Raw genomic sequence first — 23,028 nt, 5'->3', positions numbered from 1 at the left:
TATAGAAAAAAGGCACCTCAATCAACTGTCGGCATTGACGCGCGGGGAAGTCCCTATAGATGGGTAGCCCGCAGCGACAGTGAAGCGCTGCACTGTGCCTTGCCACCAGCCCTGCGTGACCTCGATTTCGGCAAACGCTCCGCGCGTGACGGTGGCTATGGCGTGACGCCAAAACTCTCGTGCAGCGGCGTTGCCGGGCATTTGCCCCACTTCCCAGGCACCCGGGTGGCATGCAAAGACGTGCCTTGCCAGCGCCAGCCCGTTGCCTGCCTTGCGATACTTCTTGAGCACGAAGAACTGCTCCATCCAAAAGCCCTCCTGCAGCGTGACCATGGCCGGCGCGACCAGAGCGAACCCGGCGTGGTGCTGATCGACGAGCAGGATGTGCGCGAAGCAGCCCTGCGCTTGCCGATGCTTCGAAGTGTCGTAGCCGTATTCACCCTGCGCGTCGAGCTCCTGGTCCCAGATGTCGGACAGCTCGTACTGGTACAGCTCCAACATGCGGCTCAGCGCTGCGAAGTCCGCGCTCTGCGCCAAGCGGCATTCGAGTGACATGCGCGGCTTGTGCGGCCTAACGCCCACTCGATGAAAGGTCAGGCCGCCGGTGCATGAGACTTTGACAGTGCAAGTGACATGTGGACCTTGCCCTTGAGCCCGGTGCTTGTGCGAATGGCTTGCGGCTGCGTGCCCCACGCGACAAAGCCCGCCGACCGATAGAGGCCAAGCGCGGGTGCGTTTCCCTCGGTGAGCGTGAGCGTCAGGGCTACCACTTCGGGTCTTGCTGAAGCCGACGCAATTGCAGCATTCAAGAGCGCAAGACCAAAGCCCTTACCGCGCTGCTCCGGCTGGAGGTACATGCCGAGGACAAGGGCCGAATGGCGTGTCTTTGGCTTGGCGGAGTATTCCAGCGCGACGGTTCCTACCAACTTGCTGCCCTGCCAAGCCCCAAACGACGTAGCCAGGCCGACCGCACCGCCGATGCGTTTGACCCACCAGGAATCAGGCTCAGCTTCGCGTTCAGCCGCGGTAGTGGTGAAGGCATCTGGCGCTTGCTCATAGGCTTCGAGCATGAGCGTGCGATAAGCAGCAACGTCAGTGGCGGTGAGGGTAGAAATGCGCATTCGTTCCTTGGCCTGACTTTCGAGCCTCTTCAGACCAGCACATCGCGGATCGAGGCGTCTTTCCCGAACTGTGCCTTCGCGAACGGGCACAGCGGAACGACCTTGATGCCGGCGCTGCGGACCCAGCTGACAAGGGCATCAAGCAGTTTGCGACCGACGCCCTGACCGCTGAAGGAGGAGTCGACTTCGGTGTGGTCGATGATGATCAATGATGCGTTGGTGCGGCTGTAGCTCATCTCAGCGACACGCTGCCCATCCTTCAGCACAAAGAAGGCGCCTTTTGATTGTTCGTCTTCGTGTTCGACTTTGTATGCCATGGCTTCGTGTTTGCGATTTGGGCCTGTTGAGTGTTTCGGTGTACCGATAGATCGTCACAGAACGCCCTGTGTTGTAGCCATCTATCAGCACAAGCACAAGGCTACCGCTTCATGTCCCGAAACGCCCCGAACAGCCAAGCCCGCATGCCGATCAGCAGCGTCATCGGCCGCTTCTGATCCGCTGGCAGCGCCCTGTCCGACAGGTGCTGCTGCGCGAAGTCCTGCGCGAGGCGCTGCAGGCGTTCCTGGAAGGCGATGGCGTGGCGGGGGGCCACCTGGCCGTGCACCAGTGCCAGCAGTTCGGCCTCGCCGTCGAAGCCGCCGCTGTAGAAGTCTTGCACCACGTCTTCGCGGAAGAACTGCATGACCGGGCCGTGCGGTCGCCAGCGGAAGCCTTTGGCGAGCTGCAGCCGGTAGCGGTTCAGCGGGCGCAGCGCGATGATGCCCAGGCGGTCCAGCTGCGCAAGGTGGCGGATCACCTCGGGCTCGGTGATGCGGTAGTGGCCGACCATCTGCTCCAGCGACCACTGGCTCATGCAGCAGATGGCCACCAGCAGCAGCTTGCGGTCGGCCACCACGGCGCGCTCCTGCTCCAGCGTCAGCTCGCGGCGCTCGGGCTGGGCCTCGGCGACCTGGCGTGAGAGCGCGGCGAAATCGGTCTTCAGCACGCGGCAGATCTCGTCCACGCGCGAGAGCGGCATCTCGCCGCGAGAAAACATGCGCTTGACGCTGGACTCGGCCATGTCGAGCTCCACGGCCAGCGCGGCGTAAGTCAGGCCGGCCGCCTTCAGCTCGTTCTTGATGACCTGGATCAGGGCCTGGGTGCTCGCCATGCGGACTCCGCGAGGGGTGACGTATCGAATGACGATACCAGACGTGCCACGCTGAGCAACATGGCATTGAGACAGGCCACTTCCGTCGCCAGCTCGCCAACATCCCGTCCATGTTCAACGTTCTCGTCACCGACATGGACCCCTCCGCCGTTTCGTCCCTCGCCGTCCGCCGCGACACCGCGGCCTGGCGGCTGCAGGTCTGGCTGTCGTTCGGCATTGCCGTTTCGCTGTGCGCCATCGGCCTGGCCTGGCTGCCGGGCGACGACATTGACCGCGCCTTCATGGTCATGGGCTATGTGTTCTGCCTGTCCAGCGCGTTCGGGCTGGCCAAGTTCGTGCGCGACAACCAGCGCCGCACGGTCGACACACCCATGTGGCGGCTGGTGGTCTGGGGCGGCTTCCTGCTTTCGATGGGGCTGACCGGCTGGGGCCTGTGGCGCATGGGCATCCAGCCGGTGTGGAAGGCCTTCCTGCTGGTCTCGTGGCTGTTCCTGATCTCCAGCGTGTTCACGCTGGCCAAGACGCTGCGCGACGCGCACGACGCCGACCTGCTCGAAGCCCGCCTGGCCGGCCGCCGCGAAGCCCAACGTGAGGAGACCCGCTGATGTGCACGACCCCTGTTCTCAAGCCGGCCACCAAGACCGTGCGCAAGACGACTCGCGGCGCCGTGTCGGTCAGCCTCGGCATGGTGCTGGTCCTGGCCAGCTGGCCGCACACGGTGCTGGCCCATCAAGGCCCATCGGAAGCGAGCGAAGCCTCGGCGCTGTCGATCGCGATCTCGGTGGCCACGCCGCTGGCGGTGCCGGCTGCGGTGCTGTCGGCAGGGACGGTGCTGACTGTCGTCTCGGTGCAAGCCGTGGCCGCCAGCACCGTGTGGGTGCTGGCCCGGGCCTCGGACGGCGCGCGCATCAGCCTGACGATGGCCGGGGCCTCGGTGATCGCCGCCGGCACTGCCGTCACCGTTGTCGTCACCGGCACCGGCTGGGTGCTGTCGCAGGCCGGCAAGGCGCTGTGCTTCATTCCCAACGAGATCGGCGCCTCGCTGCTCTACAACGAGCCGGTGACGCGATGAAAGCGCTCCGTGTGTTCGTGGCCGGCTTGGTGTTGACCCTGGCCCTGGCCGCCGGTGCGCACGCCGGCCAGGCTTGCGAAGCGCCACAGCCGCCCAGCGTCGACGCGGTGAATCAGGGCATGGCCATGGCGCAGCGCACCTCGCAGGCGCTGGACGCCAGCGGCGCGCAGGTCGTGCTGCTGGCGCGCGCCGGGCAGGACCTGCGGCGCTACGGGCTGCAGTGGTCCCACCTGGGCTTTGCCTACCGCAGCACCGACGCGCAAGGCAAGCCTGCGTGGCGCGTGGTGCACAAGCTCAACCGCTGCGGCACCGACCGCGCCGGCCTGTATCGCCAGGGCCTGGGCGACTTTTTCCTCGACCAGCCCTGGCGCTACGAAGCCGCCTTCGCCGTGCCCACGCCCGAAGTGCAGGCCCGCCTGCGCCCCTGGCTGGACGACAACAGCCGGCTGGCGCTGATGCACACCGCCGCCTACTCGATGCTGGCCTACCCCTGGTCCGAGCGCTACCAGCAGAGCAACCAGTGGGCCCTGGAAACCCTGGCCGCCGCGCTGGACGACGGTGCCACCGACCGCCACCGCGCCCAGGCCTGGCTGCAACTGCGCGGCTACCAGCCCACGGTGCTGAACATCGACGCCTTCACCCGCCTGGGCGCCCGGGCCACACGCGCCAACATCGCCTTCGACGACCACCCCAACAGCAAGCGCTTCTCCGACCACATCGAAACCGTGACCGCCGACTCGATGTTCAGCTGGCTCACCCGCAGCCAGCTCGCCGGCGCACCGCAACTGGTGCGTTGAACCGCTACATTGCCAGTCGGCACCCGCCGCGCCAAAAACCAAAGCCCCCGAGGAGACTCTGATGTCCACACCTTCGTCCAGCGACCATCCCAGCCAGTTCGCGCTGCTGGGCCAGCGCCGGTTCGCGCCGTTTTTCTGGGTGCAGTTCCTGGGGGCGATGAACGACAACGTCTTCAAGTTCGCGTTCACGGTGCTGGTGACCTACCGGTTGTCGGTCAGCTGGTTGCCTTCGGCCATGGCGGGCCTGGTGATCGGCGCGGTGTTCATCGCGCCTTTCCTGCTGTTCTCGGCCACCGCGGGCCAGTTGGCCGACAAGTACGACAAGGCGCGCATGACACGCTGGGTCAAGAACCTGGAGCTGGGCATCATGGCGCTGGCCACGCTGGGGCTGGTGACGCACCAGGTGCCGCTGCTGCTGGGCTGCATCTTCCTGATGGGGCTGCACAGCACGCTCTTCGGGCCGGTGAAGTTCGCCTACCTGCCGCAGCATTTGAACGAGCGTGAGCTGACCGGCGGCAACGGCATGATCGAGATGGGCACGTTTGTGTCCATCCTGCTGGGCAACGTGGCCGGCGGCATCTTGATCGCGTTGCCCGAAAGCGGCGCCGTGAGTGGGGCGCAGGCGGTTGCCGTGGCCTGCCTGGCACTGGCCGCGTTGGGCCGGCTGGCGGCGCAGTTCGTGCCGGCCACGCCGGCCACCGAGCCGGGGCTGAAGGTCAACTGGAACCCGGTCACCGAGACCTGGGCCAACCTGAAGCTGGCGCACGGCCACCTGGCGGTGTTCCGCTCGTTGCTGGGCATTTCGTGGCTGTGGTTCTTCGGCGCGGTCTTCCTGTCGCAGTTTCCGGTCTTCGCGAAAGACGTCCTGCATGGCGACGAGCACGTGGCCTCGCTGCTGCTGGTGGTGTTTTCGGTGGGCGTGGGCATGGGCTCGCTGCTGTGCGAAACGCTGAGCCGCGAGCATGTGGAGATCGGCCTGGTGCCGCTGGGCGCCATCGGCATGACGGTGTTCGCGGGCGACCTGTGGTGGTCCTCTTCCGCGCTGGTGGCGCCGGCACTGCAGTACGGCCTGGGCAGCTTCATTGCAGAGCCCGCTCACTGGCGCGTGCTGGCGGACCTGTTCCTGCTGTCGCTGTTCGCGGGCCTGTACAGCGTGCCGATGTACGCGCTGATCCAGCTGCGCTCGCCGGCCAGCCATCGGGCCCGCATCATCGCGGCCAACAACATCCTGAACGCGCTGTTCATGATCGCCAGCAGCTTGATCGTTGGCGCGCTGCTCGCGGCCGGCTTCACGGTGCCGCAGGTCTTCGGTCTGCTGGCCGTGGCCAACGCGGTGGTCGCGCTGTGGATCTTCCTGGTCGTGCCCGAGTACCTGCTGCGCTTCATCGCCTGGGTGCTGTCGCACCTGGTCTATCGCTTCAAGCTGCAGGGCACGCGCAACATTCCGGCCACCGGCGCCGCGGTGCTGGTCTGCAACCATGTGAGCTTCATCGACCCGGTGCTGCTGATGGCCGCCAGCCCGCGCCCGATCCGTTTCCTGATGGACCACCGCATCTTCAAGATCCCGGTGCTGGGCTGGCTGTTCAAGCTGGCCAAGGCCATCCCCATCGCCCCGCGTGCCGAGGACCCGGCCGCCTACGAAGCCGCGTTTGACGCCGCCGACGCCGTGCTGGCCGACGGCGAGCTGCTGGGCATCTTCCCCGAAGGCGGCATCACGCGGGACGGCACGCTGCAGCCGTTCAAGGGCGGGCTGATGAAGATCCTCGAACGCCGCCCGGTGCCGGTCGTGCCGATGGCCTTGACCAACCTCTGGGGCTCGTTCTTCTCGCGCGCCGAACGCGGCACCGCAATGGTCAAACCCTTCCGCCGCGGCCTGTTCAGCCGAGTGGGGCTGGTGGCCGCACCGGCGCTGGCGCCCGAAGCGGTGACCACCGAAGGACTGCATGGCCAGGTGGGCGGCCTGCTGGCCACAGCTTCTTCGTGACACTGTGATCGCACTGGACGCCAGCACCGCGGCCTGGCTGCACGGCCTGCTGGAGTACCTGGGCATTGGCGTGGGCATGGCGCTTTACCGACGCGCTTTGCGGGCCGATGCGACAGACCCGCCCGCTGCAGGCAGCGTGTTGGCGCCAGGGCGCTTCGCGGTGATGGTCGGCCTGCTCGCCGGCGCGGCGCTGGGCAACAAGGCGGTCTATCTGGCCGAGCGGCCGGACGTGGCTGCCGCCTGGCTGGCCGGGCAGCCGGCGCCGCTGGGGCAGTCCATCGTCGGCGGGCTGCTGGGCGGCTTGATCGGGGTGGAGCTGGCCAAGGCCTGGACGGGGCAGAAGGCCTCGACCGGGGACGCGATGGTGCTGCCGCTGGCCGTGGGCCTGATGATCGGCCGCGTGGGCTGTTTCCTGGCCGGGCTGCACGACGACACCTACGGCCTGCCGACTGCGCTGCCCTGGGGCGTGGACCAGGGCGACGGCGTGGCGCGGCACCCGGTGGCGTTGTACGAGATCGGTTTCGTGGCGCTGCTGGCCGCCGGCCTCTGGCGCTCCCGGGAGCCGCTGGCGCGGGCACCCGGCCTGCGCTTCAAGCTGTTCCTGGCGGCCTACCTGCTGTGGCGGCTGCTGGTCGACGGGCTCAAGCCAGTGCCGGTGGTGTACCCGCTGGGCCTCTCGGGCATCCAGTGGACCTGCGCGCTGGCGCTTTTGCTGTACCTGCCCTGGGTGGCGCGAGCCTGGCGCCAGGCCGTGACGCCGAATGTGATGGCTAAGGAGACACCTGCATGATGAGCCTGTTCGCCAGCTTGATGATTCTGCTGTTCAACCCGCTGACACTGATCGCGGTGTTCGGCTGGGCCGTGTGGATGTTGCGTGGTACCGCTGCGCTGCCCGGCCCGCTGAGCGAGGGCCAACGCCGCGGTCGTGTGCTGGCGCTGGCTGCGCTGGTGGTGCTGGTCGCGGGATTCGGCTTGTGTGGCGGTGCGGGCACGGTGATGGGGCTGGCCGGGTTGCGCGAAACGAGCTCGGAAGCACGCGCCTATTCGACGCTGTTCCTGGTGCCCGGCCTGCTGGGCCTGGCCGTCGCCTTGCTGTGCCTGTGGCTGATGCGCCGCTACAGGCGACGGGCAGCCGCGCAACAGGACGCGCCATGACCCGCAAGACCCGCCCCTGGCTGTTCTACGACACCACACAATCGGTCTGCACCACCTGCCTGCGCCAGGTTGAGGCCAAGATCCTGATCAAGGATGGGCAGGTGTTCATGGACAAGTGGTGCCCGGTGCATGGCACCGAGCGGGTGCTGGTGGCCGACGATGCGGACTACTACCGCCAGTGCCGCGAGGTCTATGTGAAGGCGCCGGAGATGCCGCAGCGCTTTGCCACCGAGATGCGCCACGGCTGCCCGTACGACTGCGGGCTGTGCCCGGACCACATGCAGCACAGCTGCCTGTCGGTGGTGGAGATCACCGACCACTGCAACCTGCGCTGCCCGACCTGCTACGCCAGCTCCGGCCCGGAGCGGCTGACGCACCGCTCGATGGCCGAAGTGAACGCGATGCTGGACGCGGTGATCGCCAGCGAGGGCGAGGCCGACGTGGTGCAGATCAGCGGCGGCGAGCCCACGCTGCACCCGCAGTTCTTCGAGGTGCTGGACGCCGCGCGGGCGCGGCCCATCCGCCACCTGATGCTCAACACCAACGGCATCCGCATCGCAGAAGAACCGGGCTTTGCCGAGCGGCTGGCGAGCTACGCGCCGGCCTTCGAGGTCTACCTGCAGTTCGACTCGCTACAGCGCGCGCCGCTGCTGGACCTGCGCGGCGCCGACCTGCGGCGCATCCGCACGCAGGCACTGGCGCGGCTCAACGAAGTGGGCCTGTCCACAACGCTGGTGATGACGGTCAAGCGGGGCGTGAACGACGAGGAGATTGGCGAGGTGATCCGCTTCGCGGCGGCGCAGCCCTGCGTGCGCGGCGTGACGCTGCAGCCGGTGCAGGACGCCGGCCGGGTCGAAGGCTATGACGCCGCCAGACACAGGCTGACAGTCAGCGAGATCCGCCGCCGCATTGCCGAGCAGTCCGGCCTGTTCACGCTGGAAGACGTGCTGCCGGTGCCGTGCAACCCGGACACGCTGGCGATGGCCTACGCGCTGCGCGCGACACCCGGCGGCGAGCTGCAGCCGCTCACACGTTTCCTGGACCCGGCCGCGCTGGTGGACGCGGCCAGCAACACCATCGTCTTCGAGCGTGACCCTGCGCTGAAGGACCAGGTCTTCCGGCTGTTCTCGACCAACCATTCGCCGCAGTCGCAGGCGAATTGCCTTTCGGAGCTGATGTGCTGCCTGCCGCAGATCAGCGCGCCGCAGGGGCTGGACTACCGACATGTGTTCCGGGTGCTGATCGTGCAGTTCATGGATGCGCGCGGGCTGGACATCCGGGCGCTGAAGAAGAGCTGCATCCACATGGCGCTGCCCGACGGCCGCATGGTGCCGTTCGAGAGCCACAACCTGTTCTACCGCGACGCAGCCCAGCAGGCGATGCTGGCCACGCTGCGCGGTGAACTGGACGTCCTGCATGCGCAGCGCCGGGACACGCCACGCGGCGCGCTGTCCATCACGCCAGTGAATCGCTGAACACGACGGGGGCAGGCTCGCCAGCCGTCTTAAAATCGTGGGTTCCGCCTTTTGGTCTGTCTGGAAAGAGTCTGCCGTGTCCGCCACCATCCTGCAAAAACTCCCCTCTGGCGAGCGCGTCGGCATCGCCTTTTCCGGCGGCCTGGACACCAGCGCCGCGGTGCACTGGATGCGCGCCAAGGGCGCCATTCCCTGCGCCTACACGGCCAACCTGGGCCAGCCCGACGAGAGCGACTACGACGAGATCCCGCGCAAGGCGCTGGCTTACGGTGCCGACATCGCCCGCCTGATCGACTGCCGCACGCAGCTGGTCAACGAAGGGATTGCCGCGATCCAGTCCGGCGCCTTCCACATCTCCACCGGCGGCGCGACCTACTTCAACACCACGCCGCTGGGCCGCGCAGTGACCGGCACGATGCTGGTGGCCGCGATGAAGGAAGACGGCGTCAACCTCTGGGGCGACGGCTCGACCTACAAGGGCAACGACATCGAGCGCTTCTACCGCTACGGGCTCCTGGTCAACCCCGCGCTGAAGATCTACAAGCCCTGGCTGGACCAGACCTTCATCGACGAGCTGGGCGGCCGCAAGGAGATGAGCGAATACCTCATTGCCAACGGCTTCGACTACAAGATGAGCGTGGAGAAGGCCTACAGCACCGACTCCAACATGCTGGGCGCCACGCACGAGGCCAAGGACCTGGAGTTCCTGAGCGCCGGCATGCACATCGTCAAGCCCATCATGGGTGTCGCCTTCTGGCGCGAAGACGTGGTGGTCAAGGCCGAGCAGGTCACGGTGCGCTTCGAGGAGGGCGTGCCGGTGGCGCTGAACGGCCAGCAGTTCGCCAGCGCGGTGGCGCTGTTCGAGGAGGCCAACCGCATCGGCGGGCGCCACGGCCTGGGCATGTGCGACCAGATCGAGAACCGCATCATCGAGGCCAAGAGCCGCGGCATCTACGAAGCCCCGGGCATGGCGCTGCTGCACATCGCCTACGAGCGCCTGGTCACCGGCATCCACAACGAGGACACCATCGAGCAGTACCGCATGAACGGCCGCAAGCTCGGCCGGCTGCTGTACCAGGGCCGCTGGTTCGACCCGCAGTGCATGATGATGCGCGAGTCGGCCCAGCGCTGGGTGGCGCGCGCCGTGACCGGCGAAGTGACGCTGGAACTGCGCCGCGGCAACGACTACTCGATCATGAACACCGACAGCCCGAACCTGACCTACGCGCCCGAGCGGCTGTCGATGGAAAAGGTCGAGGACGCGCCCTTCACCCCAGCCGACCGCATCGGCCAGCTGACCATGCGCAACCTGGACATCTCCGACACCCGCGCCAAGCTCGGCATCTACAGCCGCGTCGGCCTGCTGGGCACGGCGGAGAGCAGCATCGGGCTGATCAGCGCGCCGGTCAAGGGCGAGTGAGCGGTTCTGACCGTCACACCGAAGGCCCCGCGGGGCCTTTTTTCATGCCCGCAGCCCGCACGCCTGAAAGTGGGATTGCAGCCAGGTCGCCCCGCTGGCAGCATGCCTGGCTGACACGACAACACAGGCGCCCGGCGCGCCGCCAAGGGAGTTTGCATTGGAAGATCTCGACAAGCTGAACCGGCTGGCCGCGTCGCATGGCGCGCTGCAGCGTGGCACCGGCATGGTCTCGGGCGTGATTGCGCTGAGCCTGGCCATCCTGTGTTTCCTTGGCGTGCTGGCCTTCCATTTCCCGCAGTACCTGACGACACCGCAGCTGCGCCAGTCGTACGACGTCGCGGTGATCCGGCAGATCATGCTGGGGGCGCTGGCGGTGTCGGGCGGCATTGCGTTGTTCAACATCCTGTTCGGCCGTGCGCGCTGGCTGGCCTTCAGCGCCTTTGTGCTGGTGGGCCTGTGCCTGCTGCTGGGTGGGCACAAGGTGCCCGTCAACGACTTCCCAGACAACACGCCCTACATCGGGCTGGACTGGTTCATCCTGGACCTGCTGGGCTCGACGCTGATCTTCGTCTTCATCGAGAAGCTGTTTGCGCTGCGGCGCGATCAGCCAGTGTTCCGCGCCGAGTGGCAGACCGACTTCCACCACTTCATCGTCAACCACCTGGTGGTGGGCTTCGTGCTGCTGGCCACCAACCTGCTGGTGCACAAGCTGTTCGGCTGGGCCGCGAAAGACGGCATCCGCGGCTGGGTCGAATCGCTGCCGTTCCCGGTGGCGCTGTTCCTGATCATCCTGGTGGCCGACCTGGTGCAGTACTGGACCCACCGCGCGTACCACGAGGTGCCGCTGCTGTGGCGCCTGCACGCGGTGCACCACAGCGTAAAAAGCATGGACTGGCTGGCCGGCTCGCGCCAGCACATCCTCGAACTGCTGATCACCCGCACGCTGGTGCTGGCGCCGATCTACGTGCTGGGTTTCAGCAAGGAAGTGATCGACGCGTACATCGTCGTCGTCGGTTTCCAGGCGGTGTTCAACCATGCCAACGTCAGCGTGCGGCTGGGGCCGCTGCGCTACCTGATCGTCACGCCGAATTTCCACCACTGGCACCACAGCCAGGACGACGAGGCGATCGACAAGAACTACGCCGCGCACTTCGCGTTCCTGGACCACCTCTTCGGCACGGCCGTGAAGTCGGACCGGCCGTGGCCGGGCCAGTACGGCGTGCAGGGCGACTATGTGCCCGATGGCTTTTTGAAGCAGGTCGCCTTTCCGTTCCGCTGGAAGGGCTGAGGACGCCCTCCCGGGTAGCGCATGCCGCGCCGGCCGGTGGCGCGCGGCGATACCCCCGCGATTCCGGCCAGCGCCAGCCGGCGCCGCACCTAGATTGGCGAGGTGTTCCACCTCCGCACGCCTTACAGGCGTGAACCCGCGTGAAGAAGAAGATCCTGGCCGCCTCGCTGCTCGCCGCCACCACTGCTTTCGCCGCTGTACCACCCACGCCCGACCTCACGACCCCTGCCGGCTTCCAGCGCAGCTGCGCCGAAATGCCCGTGAGCGCCGACAGCCTGCCCAACGACGACGCCCGCCTGGCCTGGGTGATCTGCCGTGACGTGGACCAGGTGCGCGACCTGATCACGTGGGGCACGCGCGGCATGGCGACGCTGGACAAGGCGCACCCGAGCAAGGAACAGGTGGTGGCCGAGGTCACGCGCAAGGTGGACGAGCTGCGCGAGCAGCTGCGGCGCTCGCGGCTGCAACTGCAGCGGGTGCAACTGGGCCAGCGCACGTCCTTGCTGATCGCGCCCGGCCAGTGGCAACTGGACCTGAACGGCAATGGCGAGCAGGAGGCCTGGGAGACCTGGTTCTTCGCGCTGCCGCGCCCGCACGACGGCCCGCCGGAACCGCGGCTGCCGGACAACGACGAGGACCGCTACCGGCGCGAGTTCGACGCCAACGCGCTGATCCGCCTGGACCAGAGCGATGTGCTGTGGGCGCTGTCGTACCACCAGTTCCTCGAAGGCCTGCTGACGGCGCTGCGCGCCTTCGACTTCGACACCGACCACGGGGAATTGGTGCTGCGCCGCCCGGCCTTGCTGCGCAGCGCGCACGGCTTGATCGCCGCCGGCCTCGCCACCTCGGAGCAACTGCGCAGCAGCGTGCTGGCCGAGACCGACGACGAGCATGAATGGGTGGCCAACCCGCGCCAGAAGAGCAGCGTGTTCCCCATTCCCACGACCGCGGCAGACTTCGAGACCTGGCGCGCGCTGCTGCAGGAGCTGGACGCCGTGTGGCAGGGCCGGCACCTGCTGCCGACCACGCGCGGCGGCCGCGGCCTGCTGGCCAGCACCGCGCCGCTCTGCCCGGCGGGCCAGGGGCTGGACGTGGCGCGGCTGTTCAAGTCGCCGCCACCGGCGGGCACACGCGTGGGATTCGAACGGATGCCGGCGCTCAACAACCAGTCCTGCCGCACTGTGGACGCGGCGCACCCGCTGAGCAACCTGGCCACGCGCCTGGACCGCGCGGCCAGCGAAGCCGGCGGCATGGCCGCATTGCGCTACCTCTATTGGGTCAACTGACGGAGGCTCAGTCGTGGTTCAACCAGGACTTCAGCAACCGCACCCAACGGCCCATTCGGCGCTTGACGACCCGCGCGGCGCGCCATGGCCGCGAGGCGCGCACCTGGGCTAGCAGGCGTTCCTTGAACACCGTCCAGCGGGCGTAGTTGCGGGCGAACCAGGCCAGGCGCATCAGCGCCGGCTGGGTCAGCGTGAACAGGCGCGCGACGATGGCGGTGCCGGCCACCTTGGCCGCGACGATGACCAGCGTGCCCAGCAGCGCATGGCCGCGGCTGATGGCGAACAGCGCCAGCAGCTTGACCGGCAGCAGCGCCAATGTGGGCAGCGCAAACAGCGCCAGCGCGCCATACGGCGGCAGCGACTCGATCCAGCGGCCGATCCAGCGAAAGCCTGGCCACTGGCCGATGCGCGCCATCGCGCGCTGCAGCGGCTCCCAGCCCCATTCCTCGAACAGGATCAGCACCGCCAGCGGCCACTCCCACAGGCCGCGAACGAAGCGGCGCCAGAACGGCTTGTGGCGGGGCGGACGCGGCGGGGGGCTGCTGTGCATCAGCCGGAGTGTGCCTCGGCTTCGGGTGGGGTCGCCGCGGGTGCGATGCAGGCCAGCAGTTCGGCCAGCCAGGCTTGCAGCGCGGCGCCGCGGCGCAAGCCGGTGACGGGCTCGGCAACGGCGGCCTTGTCGGCCTGCGCCTCGCGACGGCCGGCAAGGCTGTCTTGCGGCAACAGTTGCCAGACCGGCAGGCTGCGCTGGGTGCGCAGCGCGCGCACGCGCTGCAGGCGGCGCTCCAACACCGCATCGTCCCACGGGCGGTCGAGCAGGATGATCAGCGGGCGCTGCGGCTGCACCGCGATGCGTGCCTCGTCGCCCGGCGCGCCATCGGCCACCAGCAGCACCTGCGGCTCGGGCGAGTCGCGGAACTGGCGCAGCAAGGCTTCGCGTTCGTTCATCGCGCCAGCCAGCGCAAACGCGGGCAAGCCAGCGTCAACGAGTTGCTGAGCGAGCTCCGGCAGCGCTTCGGCGTCTTCGGCGAACACCACCACGCGGCGCACACCGTCGGCCATGGCCTGCTGCAGCAGCGCCGGCAGCGCCGCTTCGCCGGCTTCGCGGCAGGCCTGTTGCTGCGCCCGCAGTTGACGCTGCAGCGCGAGTTGGTCGCTGTCGGACAGGAAACCGCTGCGCTGCCAGCGCGACAGCAATTGCAGCGCGGCGGCCTGCGCCTTGTCATGGGTCTCACGCTGCGACGCGGGCAGTGGGCAGGCCAAGGTCTGCGGCGCCCAGGCGGGCCATTGCGGTGCCACATCGGCAAAGCGGCGTTGCAGCAGCAGCGGCGCGAGCACCGCGTCGCCTTCGCCGTCCAGCCAGTCGGCCAGCGCACCGCTGCGTTGGCGGTCGATGCGGCGCAGCCAGGCCTCGGCGCCAGCGCGGTCGGCCTGCAGCAGATCGGCCGGGCACAGCACCCAGCACCAGGTGGGTTGATCGGCCAGGGCCGGCAGCGGCGCGCGCAGGCCGTCGCGCTGGTCAACGATCAGCACGCTGGCGGCTTGCAGCGCGGCCAGGTCGAGCTCGTCGTTCCAGGCCAGCAGGCGCGGCGGCGCGGCTTCATCCGCAGCCAAGCCCAGCAATGCCTGCCATTCGGCCAGGCGCCCGGCGGGCGCCAGCACGGTCACCGTGTCGGCACCAAAGTGGCGGCGCACCAGCTGCCAGGCCAGCGCAGCTTCGCGCGCCGGTTCAAGTTCGGCATCGTCAGCCACCAGGCAGGTGCCGACGCAGGCCAGGAAAAACGCGCCTTCGAGCTGGGCGGGGCGCGGCGTGAGGGCCTGGGGCGATTCGGGCAAGGCCACGCCGTCCAGCCCTTGCGGGTACTGGGCTTCGAGGTGGTCGATGCGGCCATGCAGGTCGCCCTGGGCGGCAAGGTGCTGCCACACGGCGTCATCCACCACCAGTTTGTGGCCGGCGTGCCTGGCCTCGGCCACCAGGGCCGCCAGCGCGTCTGTGCTGCCCAGCGCCAGCACGCCGCCAGCCTGCTGCAGTGGGGCCACCGCATCCAGCAGGCTGTTGGGGCAGCGGCTGCCGCTTTGCCAACGCAAGGTGCAACGCAGGCCGTCGTCTTGCAGCGTGAGCTGGCTGTGGGCGGGGCGCGGCGGGAGGGGTGGGAGCTGAGGTGCGACGGGCGCGCTGGGCGCTTCGATCGGCGCGACTTCCTCGTCGATGGGCAGCGGCGCTTCGGGCTGGACAGCGGGCGCTGGCTCGAGCTCGACGGGCGGCGCAACGACCAGCTCGGCTTCGACAGCGACCTCCTCGGCCACTGGTGCAAGCTTGGCGGGGCGCGCCGTCTTCGCCGCGGGCTTCTTGGCGCGGGCGCGTGGCGCAGGTGCCGCGGTCTCAACGACCTCGACGATCTCCGCCGCAGGCGCCGCCACCGGTTCAGCCGGCTTGGCGCGCGAGCGCTTGCGCGGTGCCGGGGCCGGCGCCTCGGCGGCCTCGACCACCGGCGCGGCAACTTCGGCCACGGCCTTCGGCGGCTTGCGCGTGCGGGCGGGTTTGGCGGCAGGTGGTGGGGTGTCGACCACGAGGTCAACAGCGGGTTCAGCCGGCGCGGAGCTCGCGCGGCGTTTGGCAGAGGTCGCCATGGGGCGAGTTCATCCGTGGTGAAGAAGGGGAGGTGCCCGGCCGCCAGCGACGGTGCGCCGCGCAATGGCGACGCACGGCCGACGGCGGGCTATGAGGTGGATTTGCTAGACGCCGCGTGCCCGGTCGGCCGCGAACTGCCGGCGGAATTCGGTGAAGGTGCCGGCGTCCAGGGATGCGCGCACTTCGCGCATCAGGTTCAGGTAGTAGTGCAGGTTGTGCACCGTGGCCAGCATCGGGCCCAGCATTTCGCCGCAGCGGTCCAGGTGGTGCAGGTAGGCGCGGCTGAAGCCGCCGGCGCCATTGCCGTCACCGGCGCAGGCGTAGCAGCTGCAGCTTTCGTCGATTGGCCGGTGGTCGCTCTTGTGGCGCGCATTGCGGATCTTCAGGTCGCCGAAGCGGGTGAAGAGATGGCCGTTGCGGGCATTGCGGGTGGGCATCACGCAGTCGAACATGTCCACGCCGCAGACCACGCCTTCGACCAGGTCTTCCGGCGTGCCGACGCCCATCAGGTAACGCGGCTTGTGGGACGGCAGCAAATGCGGGGTGTGCGCCATGATGCGCAGCATCTCGTCCTTGGGCTCGCCGACGCTGACGCCGCCAATCGCGTAACCCGGCAGGTCCAGCTCGACCAGCGCGTTCAGCGAAGCCTCGCGCAGGTTCTCGAACATGCCGCCCTGCACGATGCCGAACAATGCATTCGGGTTCTGCAGCTTGGCAAACTCGGCCTGTGAGCGCCTGGCCCAGCGCAGGCTCAGCTCCATCGAGACCTGCGCTTCCTTCTCGGTCGTGCGGTGGCCCTTGGTTTCGTAGGGCGTGCACTCGTCGAACTGCATCACGATGTCGGAGTTCAGCACCGTCTGGATCTGCATCGAGACTTCAGGGGTCAGGAACAGCTTGTCGCCATTCACCGGCGACGCGAACTTCACGCCTTCCTCGGTGATCTTGCGCATCTCGCCGAGCGACCAGACCTGGAAGCCGCCGGAGTCGGTCAGGATGGGCTTGTGCCAGTTCTCGAAGCCATGCAGGCCGCCGAAGCTGGCCATCACGTCCAGGCCCGGCCGCATCCACAGGTGAAAGGTGTTGCCCAGGATGATCTGCGCGCCCATGTCGTGCAACGAGCGAGGCAGCACGCCCTTGACGGTGCCGTAGGTGCCCACCGGCATGAAGATCGGCGTCTCGACCACACCGTGGTTGAGCGTCAGCCGGCCGCGGCGGGCATGGCCGTCGGTCTTGAGCAGTTCGAACTGGAGCATCCGGAGATTGTCGCCGAGCCAGCTTGGCGACAATCCAGCGATGCCCTTCACGCTGGATCAGCCCGCACACCATGAACTGGTGATCAAGAAAAGCCGCTTCATCGCCTGCGTTGAACCGATGGCCGACCGCGCCGCAGCCGTGGCACGTGTGGCCGAGCTGCGCGCCGCACATCCAGGCGCGAACCACGTCTGCTGGGCGCTGATGGCTGGCGGTCAATCAGCAGCCAATGACGACGGCGAACCTGGCGGCACCGCCGGCCGGCCGATGCTGGACGTGCTGCGCCACCAGGACCTGGAAGGCGTGATGGCCAGCGTGGTGCGCTACTTTGGCGGCGTGAAGCTGGGCGCTGGCGGCCTGGTGCGCGCCTACACCGACGCGGTCGCGCAGGCTTTGTTGCACGCCGAGAAGACGCCGCTGCAAAAGCGCATCGAGTGGCGCTGCGAGGTGCCGTATGCGCTGGAGGGACGCTTTCGACGGGAGCTGGACTTGGCCGGGGCTTCTTTACTGGACGCGGGGCACGGCGATGGCGTGGTGCTGCATTTCTCGGTGCTGGCCTCGGCTTCGGATGCCTTGAGGCTTCGACTGGATGAAGCGGGACAGGGGAAGTTGCGCTGGCTGGAGGACTGAACAGGTTGGCGCGGGCCAAGGTCGCGGGTGACCGATTCCGCGCGTGTCCCCCGCCTTCGGCTCCTCCTTTACTTCGCTGCATCGGCCACCCACACCCTCGGCTCTCCATCGTTGGCCGGGTGTTCCGGTCGAATGGCCAAATGCCTCGCCTGGATCAGGGTGGTCGGGTGTTGCGCAGTGAAGTAAAGGAGGAGGCCGCAGGCCGGGGGACATGAACGGAGCAATGCCCGGCCGGCCTGATCCCACGCCACCCCAAACCCGATCAAACCGAACACCCGGCATCCCGATTCAACGTCGCCGGCACACCTTCGCAAAACGTCCGCCATTCACGCAGGATGAAGCGCCCACGCTGGGCCAACTCGAAGTTGGCGCGGCCTTCGGGGTCGGATTTGAGCCGAGCCCGATAGCGCTCGTAAGCCGCCAGGTCTTCGAACGAGATCAGGCCCCAGGCCTCATGGTTGGTGCCTTCGCAGGGCAGGAAGTAGCCGATCAGCTGCCCGCCGCAACGCGGAATGATGCGGCCCCAGGCTTGGGCGTAGGCCGCGAAGGCTTCGCGTTGGAACGGGTCGATTTCGTAGCGGATGAAACAGGTCACGGCCATGGTGGCTCCTCGGGGTCAATCAGACGGTGACGCCACTGTGAGTGCTTTTCTATCAGGCACGATTCGCCTATGATCGAACCATGATCGCGATCCATTGCCATGGCTGACGGGCCACCGATTGCCCGTGTGGCCGCCCTGATCGGCGACGCGACGCGCGCCGAGATGTTGGCCACGCTGATGGCTGGCCAGGCGCTGACCGCCACCGAACTGGCGCAGCGCGCAGGCGTGGGCAAGGCGACGGCGAGCGCGCACCTGGCGCGGCTGGTGGAAGCGCAACTGCTCGCGGTGAGCGCGCAAGGCCGGCACCGCTATTTCCGCCTGGCCGACCCCGACGTGGCCCAGCTGCTTGAAAGCCTGATGGGCGTGGCCACGCGCAGTGGTGCGAAGCGGCTGCGGCCAGGGCCGAAGGAACCGGCGCTGCGCGAGGCGCGGGTCTGCTATGACCACCTGGCCGGCGAGCGCGGCGTAGAGCTGATGGCCGGACTGCGCCAGCGTGGGTTGCTGCCCGAGGGCGAGGGCGTGCTGCCGCTGGCGCCGCAAGCCGCGCCATTGTTCGAGCGCTTGGGGCTGGACTTTTCGGCGCTGAGCGGGCAGCGCCGGCCCCTGTGCCGGACCTGCATGGACTGGAGCGAACGCCGCCATCACCTGGGCGGGGCGCTGGGGGCGGCAGTGCTGGAGAAGGTGCTGGCTTTGCGCTGGGCCCGCAGGGAGACGGGATCCCGGGTGCTGCATTTCAGCGGCGCGGGCGAAGCGGCCTGGGCGGCGTGGATCCACAGCGCGCCCTGAGGCGCCTGGGGAATGCGACACCTACAGCTGCTCGGGCGGGGACTCGGGCAGCGCCAGGATCCAGCGGACCAGTTGCTGCACCTCCTCGCTGGAGGCCAGCGGCCGGTTGGGCGGCATCGACAAGCCGGCCACGTCACGCCAGTGCGGCGCCTGCGGACGCGAGCCACCTGACACGGTAGCGCTCAGGCGCTGCAAAGCCGATGGCTGGTCGCGGTAGCGGTTGGCCACGTCGCGCCAGAAAGGTCCGACCGGCGGCCGGGGCGCCGGAACCGCTTCCTCCTCGTCCGGCACAGGACGGTCCACCTGATGGCATGCGGTGCAGCCGCTGCGCTCGGCGAGTCGCAGCATCGCCAGGTCGAGATTGGCCTCCGGGGCCGGTGCCACGACAACTGGCGCGACCGCGGCAGGCGGCGCCGGCTCGGCCGGTGGCAGGGTGCAGGCGGTGAGCGCCATTGCGGCGGCGCAGGAGAGAAGGACAAGACGGGAAGGCATGCGGCACCTTAGGGGCAGGCCCGCCGCGCCGACTTGCGCTGGGTCAAGCCGGCCGCAGCCCGCAAAGCCGGGTGCCCCCACGCGGCCACCGCCGGGCCGTCCCAAGGCGGCCGCGCAACCCGCCTGGCGGGTGGTTCGGCGTACCCGCCGAACCGGGTGCACCATCTCACCGGCGATCCAAGAGCATCGCGTCGCCGTAGCTGAAGAAGCGGTAGCGCGCTTCGATGGCGTGGCGGTAGAGCGCCATGATGTGTTCGTGGCCGGCAAAGGCGCTGACCAGCATCATCAGCGTGCTCTTGGGCAGGTGGAAGTTGGTGACCAGGCGGTCGACCACGCGGAACTGGAAGCCGGGCGTGATGAAGATGTCGGTGTCGCCGCTGCAGGCGCGGTCGAGGCCACGTTCGCTGCCGGTCTGCCGGGCGGCAGATTCGAGCGCGCGCAGCGTGGTGGTGCCGGCCGAGACGATGCGGCCGCCAGCGGCGCGGGTGCGGGCAATCGCGTCCACCGTCGCCTGCGGCACCTCGAACCATTCGCTGTGCATCTTGTGCTCAGCCAGGTTCTCGGTGCGGACCGGCTGGAAAGTGCCGGCGCCGACGTGCAGCGTGACCTCGGTGGTGGCCACGCCGCGGGCGGCCAGCGCGGCGAGCACCGCGGCGTCGAAATGCAGCGCAGCGGTGGGCGCGGCGACGGCGCCGGGCTTGTTGGCGAACACGGTCTGGTAGCGCTCGGCGTCTTCGGCAGCGTCCTCGTGTGTGATGTAGGGCGGCAGCGGCACGTGGCCGTGGCGCTCCAGCAGCGCCAGCGGGTCGCCCGGCCAGCGCAGGTGGAACAGCGAGCCGTCCGGCCCGCCCCGACCCAGCACCTCGGCTTCGAAGCCTTCGCCACGGTCGGTGCCCAGGCGCACCCAGCTGCCGGGCTTGGGTGACTTGCTGGCGCGCAGATGGGCCAGCACTTCGCCGGGGCCGGCGGCCGCGTGGTCGTAAGGCAGCACACGCTCGACCAGCGCCTCGACACTGCCGCCGGTGGCCTTTTCGCCATGCAGCCGGGCCTTGAGCACGCGGGTGTTGTTGAAGACCAGCAGGTCGCCGGGCGAGAGCAGCGCGGGCAACTCGCGGAAGATGCGGTCGACCGGCGTGTCGCCGCGGCCGTCCAGCAGGCGCGAGGCGCTGCGCTCGGCTGCGGGATGCTGCGCCACCAGCTCGGGTGGCAGCAGGAAGTCGAAGTCGGCCAGCGTGAACTGGCGGGGCGCCGGGGCGCCGGCAGGGGAAGAGGCTTCGATCAAGGGCATGGCTTGCAGGCTTGACTGGCCTTCAAAGCTGGACATGGGCCGATTGTCCCATCCGGTGCCCAGGCGGCGAGCGGAGATGGCCGCAAGGCCTGACGCGGCGTGAAGTCTCTTGCGTCTGCCGGGCCAATGCGTGGCGCAGGCTCAGCGCGAGGCGCCGTTGGGGTCGGCACTGGCGGCGACTGCCGCGGCGCTGTCCGAATGGTCCCAGGACCAGGCCAGGCCCACGGCCACGCTCAGCACCAGGGCCAGGCCCAACAGCAAGCGACCCACCAAACGACCCATCACACGCAAGGCAACCATACCTGTCCAGTTTGTTCGAGCAGCACCTGACGGCCCCTGCGATTTGCAGGCGAAACCTTGTCTTGGTGCTGCTGCAATTGTCGCTGCCGGCGGCCGCGGTTTGCGGGCGGGAACTGCAAGTGGGTGCCTCTTTTTTGTGTCAGAAAAGAGAACCCCGGGGGGAACCCGAGCCCGGACGGGCAGACCTGCGAGAGCGCGATGTCACGCGAGAATGCCGGCCATGCCGCGTTCACCAGCCGCCAGCCCTGCCATCGAAGCCCCGAGCGGCGCTGCGTCGGGGGACGCCAAGCCGGCCTCGAAGGCCGACCTGCGCAGCGCGCCAGCCAAGGCGCTGGAGCGCATGGGGCTGGACACGCCGCTGGCGCTGGCGCTGCACCTGCCGCTGCGCTACGAGGACGAAACCAAGCTGAGCACGATTGCCACGCTGCAGCCGGGGCAGATGGCGCAGGTCGAGGGGCTGATCGTCGAATGCCGTGTCGACTTCCGGCCGCGGCGCCAGCTGGTGGCGCGGCTGCATGACGACGCGGGCGACGAACTCGTGCTGCGCTTTGTCAACTTCTATCCCTCGCACCAGAAGACGCTGGCGACCGGCCAGCGGGTGCGCGTGCGCGGCGAGCTGCGTGGCGGCTTTTTCGGCCGCGAGATGGTGCACCCGACCTTCAAGGCGGTGGACGAACACACGCCGCTGGCGGCAGCGCTCACCCCGGTGTACCCCGCCGGCGCGCAGCTGCCGCAGGCCTACCTGCGCAAGGCCGTGGCGGCCGGGCTCGCGCGTGCGCCGCTGGACGAGGTGCTTCCGGCCAGCGTGCTGCCGCCCGGCTTGCCTTCGCTGCGCGCGGCGCTGCAGTTCCTGCACCACCCGCCCGCTTCGGCCAGCCTGGCCACGCTGGAAGACCACAGCCACCCGGCCTGGCAGCGGCTGAAGTTCGAGGAGCTGCTGGCGCAGCAGCTCTCGCAGATGCAGTCGCGCCGCGAACGCGCGCAGCTGGCGGCGCCAGTGATGCAGGCGCTGCCTGGCGGCTTGCACGAGCGGCTGCTGGGCGTGTTGCCCTGGGGACTGACCGAGGCGCAGCAGCGTGTCGGCCATGAGATCGCGGCCGACCTGGCCAAGCCGCAGCCGATGCACCGGCTGCTGCAGGGCGACGTGGGCTCGGGCAAGACGGTGGTGGCCGCGCTCGCTGCCGCGGTCGCGATGGACGCTGGCTGGCAATGCGCGCTGATGGCGCCGACCGAGATCCTGGCCGAGCAGCATTTCGTCAAGCTGGTGCAGTGGCTGCAGCCGCTGGGCATCACGGTGGCCTGGCTGACCGGCAGCCGCAAGGGCAAAGGCCGGCGCGAAATGCTGGAACGGGTGGCCAGCGGCGAAGCGAAGCTGATCGTCGGCACGCATGCGGTGATCCAGGACGACGTGCAGTTCGCGCGGCTGGGGCTGGCCATCGTCGACGAGCAGCACCGCTTCGGCGTGGCGCAACGGCTGGAGTTGCGGCGCAAGCTGCGCCACGAGCGCGGCCCGGGTGGCCAGGCGCTGGAGCCGCACCTGTTGATGATGAGCGCCACGCCGATCCCGCGCACGCTGGCGATGACCTACTTCGCCGACCTGGAGGTTTCAACCATCGACGCGCTGCCGCCCGGCCGCACGCCCATCCTGACCAAAGTCTTCGGCGAAGGCCGGCGCGACGAGGTGATGGCGCGCATTGCCGAGGAGGTGGCGCGGGGCCGGCAGGTGTACTGGGTCTGCCCGCTGATCGAGGAGTCCGAAGCCGAGGGCGACGGGCGCGGCAAGCCGCTCTCGGAACTGGCGAATGCGACCGACACGCACCAGGAACTGAGCGACGCGCTGCCGGGCGTGGCCGTCGGCCTGATCCACGGCCGGCTGGCGCCCACCGAGAAGGCCGAAGTGATGGCCCGCTTCGCCAGCGGGCAGACGGCCGTGCTGGTGGCGACCACCGTGATCGAGGTCGGCGTGGACGTGCCGAACGCCAGCCTGATGGTGATCGAACATGCCGAGCGCTTTGGCCTGGCGCAGCTGCACCAGCTGCGTGGGCGCGTGGGCCGCGGCGAGGTGGCCAGCATCTGCGTGCTGCTGTACAGCTCGCCCTTGTCAGAAACCGGCAAGCAGCGGCTCAAGGCGATGGTCGAAACCGGGGACGGTTTCGAGATCGCGCGGCGCGATCTCGAGATCCGCGGCCCGGGCGAATTCATGGGCGCGCGCCAATCGGGCGACGCGCTGCTGCGCTTTGCCGATCTGGCCGAAGACGCACCGCTGTTGAGCGAGGCGCGGCGCGTGGCGCCGTGGCTGT

At 68.7% G+C, this 23,028-nt stretch carries 24 protein-coding genes; 13 read left to right on the top strand and 11 right to left on the bottom strand.

The genetic code is table 11. The features are described 5' to 3' along the window. Window positions 1–21: 21 nt before the first annotated feature. The 4 genes from ACAH41_RS21300 to ACAH41_RS21285 all read right to left on the bottom strand — a co-directional run bounded on the left by ACAH41_RS21300 (window position 22) and on the right by ACAH41_RS21285 (window position 2,271). Complete coding sequence (locus ACAH41_RS21300) at window positions 22–555, bottom strand: hypothetical protein (RefSeq protein ID WP_325650306.1); 534 nt, start codon at window positions 553–555, stop codon at window positions 22–24. A 38-nt stretch (window positions 556–593) separates the two neighbouring features. Next, the gene (locus ACAH41_RS21295; RefSeq protein WP_325650304.1) at window positions 594–1,121 is read right to left on the bottom strand and encodes a GNAT family N-acetyltransferase; all 528 of its coding nucleotides are present in this window, start codon (window positions 1,119–1,121) and stop codon (window positions 594–596) included. A 29-nt stretch (window positions 1,122–1,150) separates the two neighbouring features. Then, window positions 1,151–1,438, bottom strand: coding sequence for a GNAT family N-acetyltransferase (locus ACAH41_RS21290; protein ID WP_325650302.1), 288 nt, complete (start codon window positions 1,436–1,438; stop codon window positions 1,151–1,153). 101 nt (window positions 1,439–1,539) lie between these two features. Next, window positions 1,540–2,271, bottom strand: coding sequence for a helix-turn-helix transcriptional regulator (locus ACAH41_RS21285; protein WP_325650300.1), 732 nt, complete (start codon window positions 2,269–2,271; stop codon window positions 1,540–1,542). 110 nt (window positions 2,272–2,381) lie between these two features. Between ACAH41_RS21285 and ACAH41_RS21280 the strand changes: the two genes are divergently transcribed. The 10 genes from ACAH41_RS21280 to ACAH41_RS21235 all read left to right on the top strand — a co-directional run bounded on the left by ACAH41_RS21280 (window position 2,382) and on the right by ACAH41_RS21235 (window position 12,748). Then, on the top strand, window positions 2,382–2,876 hold the full coding sequence (locus ACAH41_RS21280; protein WP_325650298.1) for a YiaA/YiaB family inner membrane protein: 495 nt from the start codon (window positions 2,382–2,384) through the stop codon (window positions 2,874–2,876). After that, the gene (locus ACAH41_RS21275; protein ID WP_325650296.1) at window positions 2,876–3,343 is read left to right on the top strand and encodes a hypothetical protein; all 468 of its coding nucleotides are present in this window, start codon (window positions 2,876–2,878) and stop codon (window positions 3,341–3,343) included. Before ACAH41_RS21280 ends, ACAH41_RS21275 begins: the two co-directional genes overlap by 1 nt. Continuing rightward, entirely contained in the window at window positions 3,340–4,140 is an 801-nt protein-coding gene (locus tag ACAH41_RS21270; protein WP_325650294.1) for a DUF2145 domain-containing protein, read from the top strand. Before ACAH41_RS21275 ends, ACAH41_RS21270 begins: the two co-directional genes overlap by 4 nt. Window positions 4,141–4,201: 61 nt before the next feature. Then, window positions 4,202–6,124, top strand: a complete 1,923-nt coding sequence (locus ACAH41_RS21265; RefSeq protein WP_325650293.1) for an MFS transporter — start codon at window positions 4,202–4,204, stop codon at window positions 6,122–6,124. Between the two features lie 4 nt (window positions 6,125–6,128). Beyond that, window positions 6,129–6,914, top strand: a complete 786-nt coding sequence (locus ACAH41_RS21260; protein WP_325650292.1) for a prolipoprotein diacylglyceryl transferase family protein — start codon at window positions 6,129–6,131, stop codon at window positions 6,912–6,914. Further along, the gene (locus ACAH41_RS21255; protein ID WP_325650291.1) at window positions 6,911–7,279 is read left to right on the top strand and encodes a hypothetical protein; all 369 of its coding nucleotides are present in this window, start codon (window positions 6,911–6,913) and stop codon (window positions 7,277–7,279) included. Before ACAH41_RS21260 ends, ACAH41_RS21255 begins: the two co-directional genes overlap by 4 nt. After that, on the top strand, window positions 7,276–8,754 hold the full coding sequence (locus ACAH41_RS21250) for a radical SAM protein (protein ID WP_325650289.1): 1,479 nt from the start codon (window positions 7,276–7,278) through the stop codon (window positions 8,752–8,754). Before ACAH41_RS21255 ends, ACAH41_RS21250 begins: the two co-directional genes overlap by 4 nt. Window positions 8,755–8,830: 76 nt before the next feature. After that, the gene (gene argG, locus ACAH41_RS21245) at window positions 8,831–10,174 is read left to right on the top strand and encodes an argininosuccinate synthase (RefSeq protein WP_325650287.1); all 1,344 of its coding nucleotides are present in this window, start codon (window positions 8,831–8,833) and stop codon (window positions 10,172–10,174) included. Between the two features lie 157 nt (window positions 10,175–10,331). Next, window positions 10,332–11,462 (top strand): sterol desaturase family protein, encoded by a 1,131-nt coding sequence (locus tag ACAH41_RS21240; RefSeq protein ID WP_325650285.1) that lies wholly within the window; start codon window positions 10,332–10,334, stop codon window positions 11,460–11,462. A 140-nt stretch (window positions 11,463–11,602) separates the two neighbouring features. Then, entirely contained in the window at window positions 11,603–12,748 is a 1,146-nt protein-coding gene (locus tag ACAH41_RS21235; RefSeq protein WP_325650283.1) for a hypothetical protein, read from the top strand. Window positions 12,749–12,755: 7 nt separating this feature from the next. Here ACAH41_RS21235 and ACAH41_RS21230 read toward each other — a convergent pair whose 3' ends face one another. From ACAH41_RS21230 to tgt, 3 genes are all read right to left on the bottom strand, one after another. After that, window positions 12,756–13,298: a hypothetical protein gene (locus ACAH41_RS21230; RefSeq protein WP_325650281.1), complete on the bottom strand. Its 543-nt coding sequence runs from the start codon at window positions 13,296–13,298 to the stop codon at window positions 12,756–12,758. After that, a complete protein-coding gene (locus ACAH41_RS21225) occupies window positions 13,298–15,379 on the bottom strand; it encodes a hypothetical protein (protein WP_325650279.1) in 2,082 nt (693 codons plus the stop codon). The genes ACAH41_RS21230 and ACAH41_RS21225 overlap by 1 nt, the downstream gene beginning before the upstream one ends. Before the next feature lie 105 nt (window positions 15,380–15,484). Continuing rightward, entirely contained in the window at window positions 15,485–16,633 is a 1,149-nt protein-coding gene (tgt, locus tag ACAH41_RS21220; protein WP_325650278.1) for a tRNA guanosine(34) transglycosylase Tgt, read from the bottom strand. Window positions 16,634–16,673: 40 nt separating this feature from the next. Between tgt and ACAH41_RS21215 the strand changes: the two genes are divergently transcribed. After that, window positions 16,674–17,261, top strand: a complete 588-nt coding sequence (locus ACAH41_RS21215; RefSeq protein WP_325650276.1) for a YigZ family protein — start codon at window positions 16,674–16,676, stop codon at window positions 17,259–17,261. 262 nt (window positions 17,262–17,523) lie between these two features. Here ACAH41_RS21215 and ACAH41_RS21210 read toward each other — a convergent pair whose 3' ends face one another. Beyond that, a complete protein-coding gene (locus tag ACAH41_RS21210; protein WP_325650275.1) occupies window positions 17,524–17,862 on the bottom strand; it encodes an NIPSNAP family protein in 339 nt (112 codons plus the stop codon). 99 nt (window positions 17,863–17,961) lie between these two features. Here ACAH41_RS21210 and ACAH41_RS21205 point away from each other — a divergent pair, with 99 nt between their 5' ends. Further along, window positions 17,962–18,648: a helix-turn-helix transcriptional regulator gene (locus ACAH41_RS21205; protein WP_325650273.1), complete on the top strand. Its 687-nt coding sequence runs from the start codon at window positions 17,962–17,964 to the stop codon at window positions 18,646–18,648. 21 nt (window positions 18,649–18,669) lie between these two features. Here ACAH41_RS21205 and ACAH41_RS21200 read toward each other — a convergent pair whose 3' ends face one another. The 3 genes from ACAH41_RS21200 to ACAH41_RS21190 form a co-directional block, all read right to left on the bottom strand. Continuing rightward, the gene (locus tag ACAH41_RS21200) at window positions 18,670–19,140 is read right to left on the bottom strand and encodes a cytochrome C552 (RefSeq protein WP_325650272.1); all 471 of its coding nucleotides are present in this window, start codon (window positions 19,138–19,140) and stop codon (window positions 18,670–18,672) included. A 166-nt stretch (window positions 19,141–19,306) separates the two neighbouring features. Further along, window positions 19,307–20,428, bottom strand: a complete 1,122-nt coding sequence (queA, locus tag ACAH41_RS21195; RefSeq protein WP_325650335.1) for a tRNA preQ1(34) S-adenosylmethionine ribosyltransferase-isomerase QueA — start codon at window positions 20,426–20,428, stop codon at window positions 19,307–19,309. A gap of 141 nt (window positions 20,429–20,569) precedes the next feature. Continuing rightward, window positions 20,570–20,728, bottom strand: coding sequence for a hypothetical protein (locus tag ACAH41_RS21190; protein ID WP_370538456.1), 159 nt, complete (start codon window positions 20,726–20,728; stop codon window positions 20,570–20,572). A 211-nt stretch (window positions 20,729–20,939) separates the two neighbouring features. On the opposite strand from ACAH41_RS21190, the gene recG reads away from it, so the two are divergent. After that, a partial coding sequence (recG, locus tag ACAH41_RS21185) for an ATP-dependent DNA helicase RecG (protein WP_370538455.1) occupies window positions 20,940–23,028 on the top strand: 2,089 nt, incomplete at its 3' end.

Source organism: Ideonella sp. (genome assembly GCF_041287625.1).
Taxonomy (GTDB): domain Bacteria; phylum Pseudomonadota; class Gammaproteobacteria; order Burkholderiales; family Burkholderiaceae_C; genus Ideonella.
This window is presented reverse-complemented; position numbering and strand designations above follow the sequence as displayed.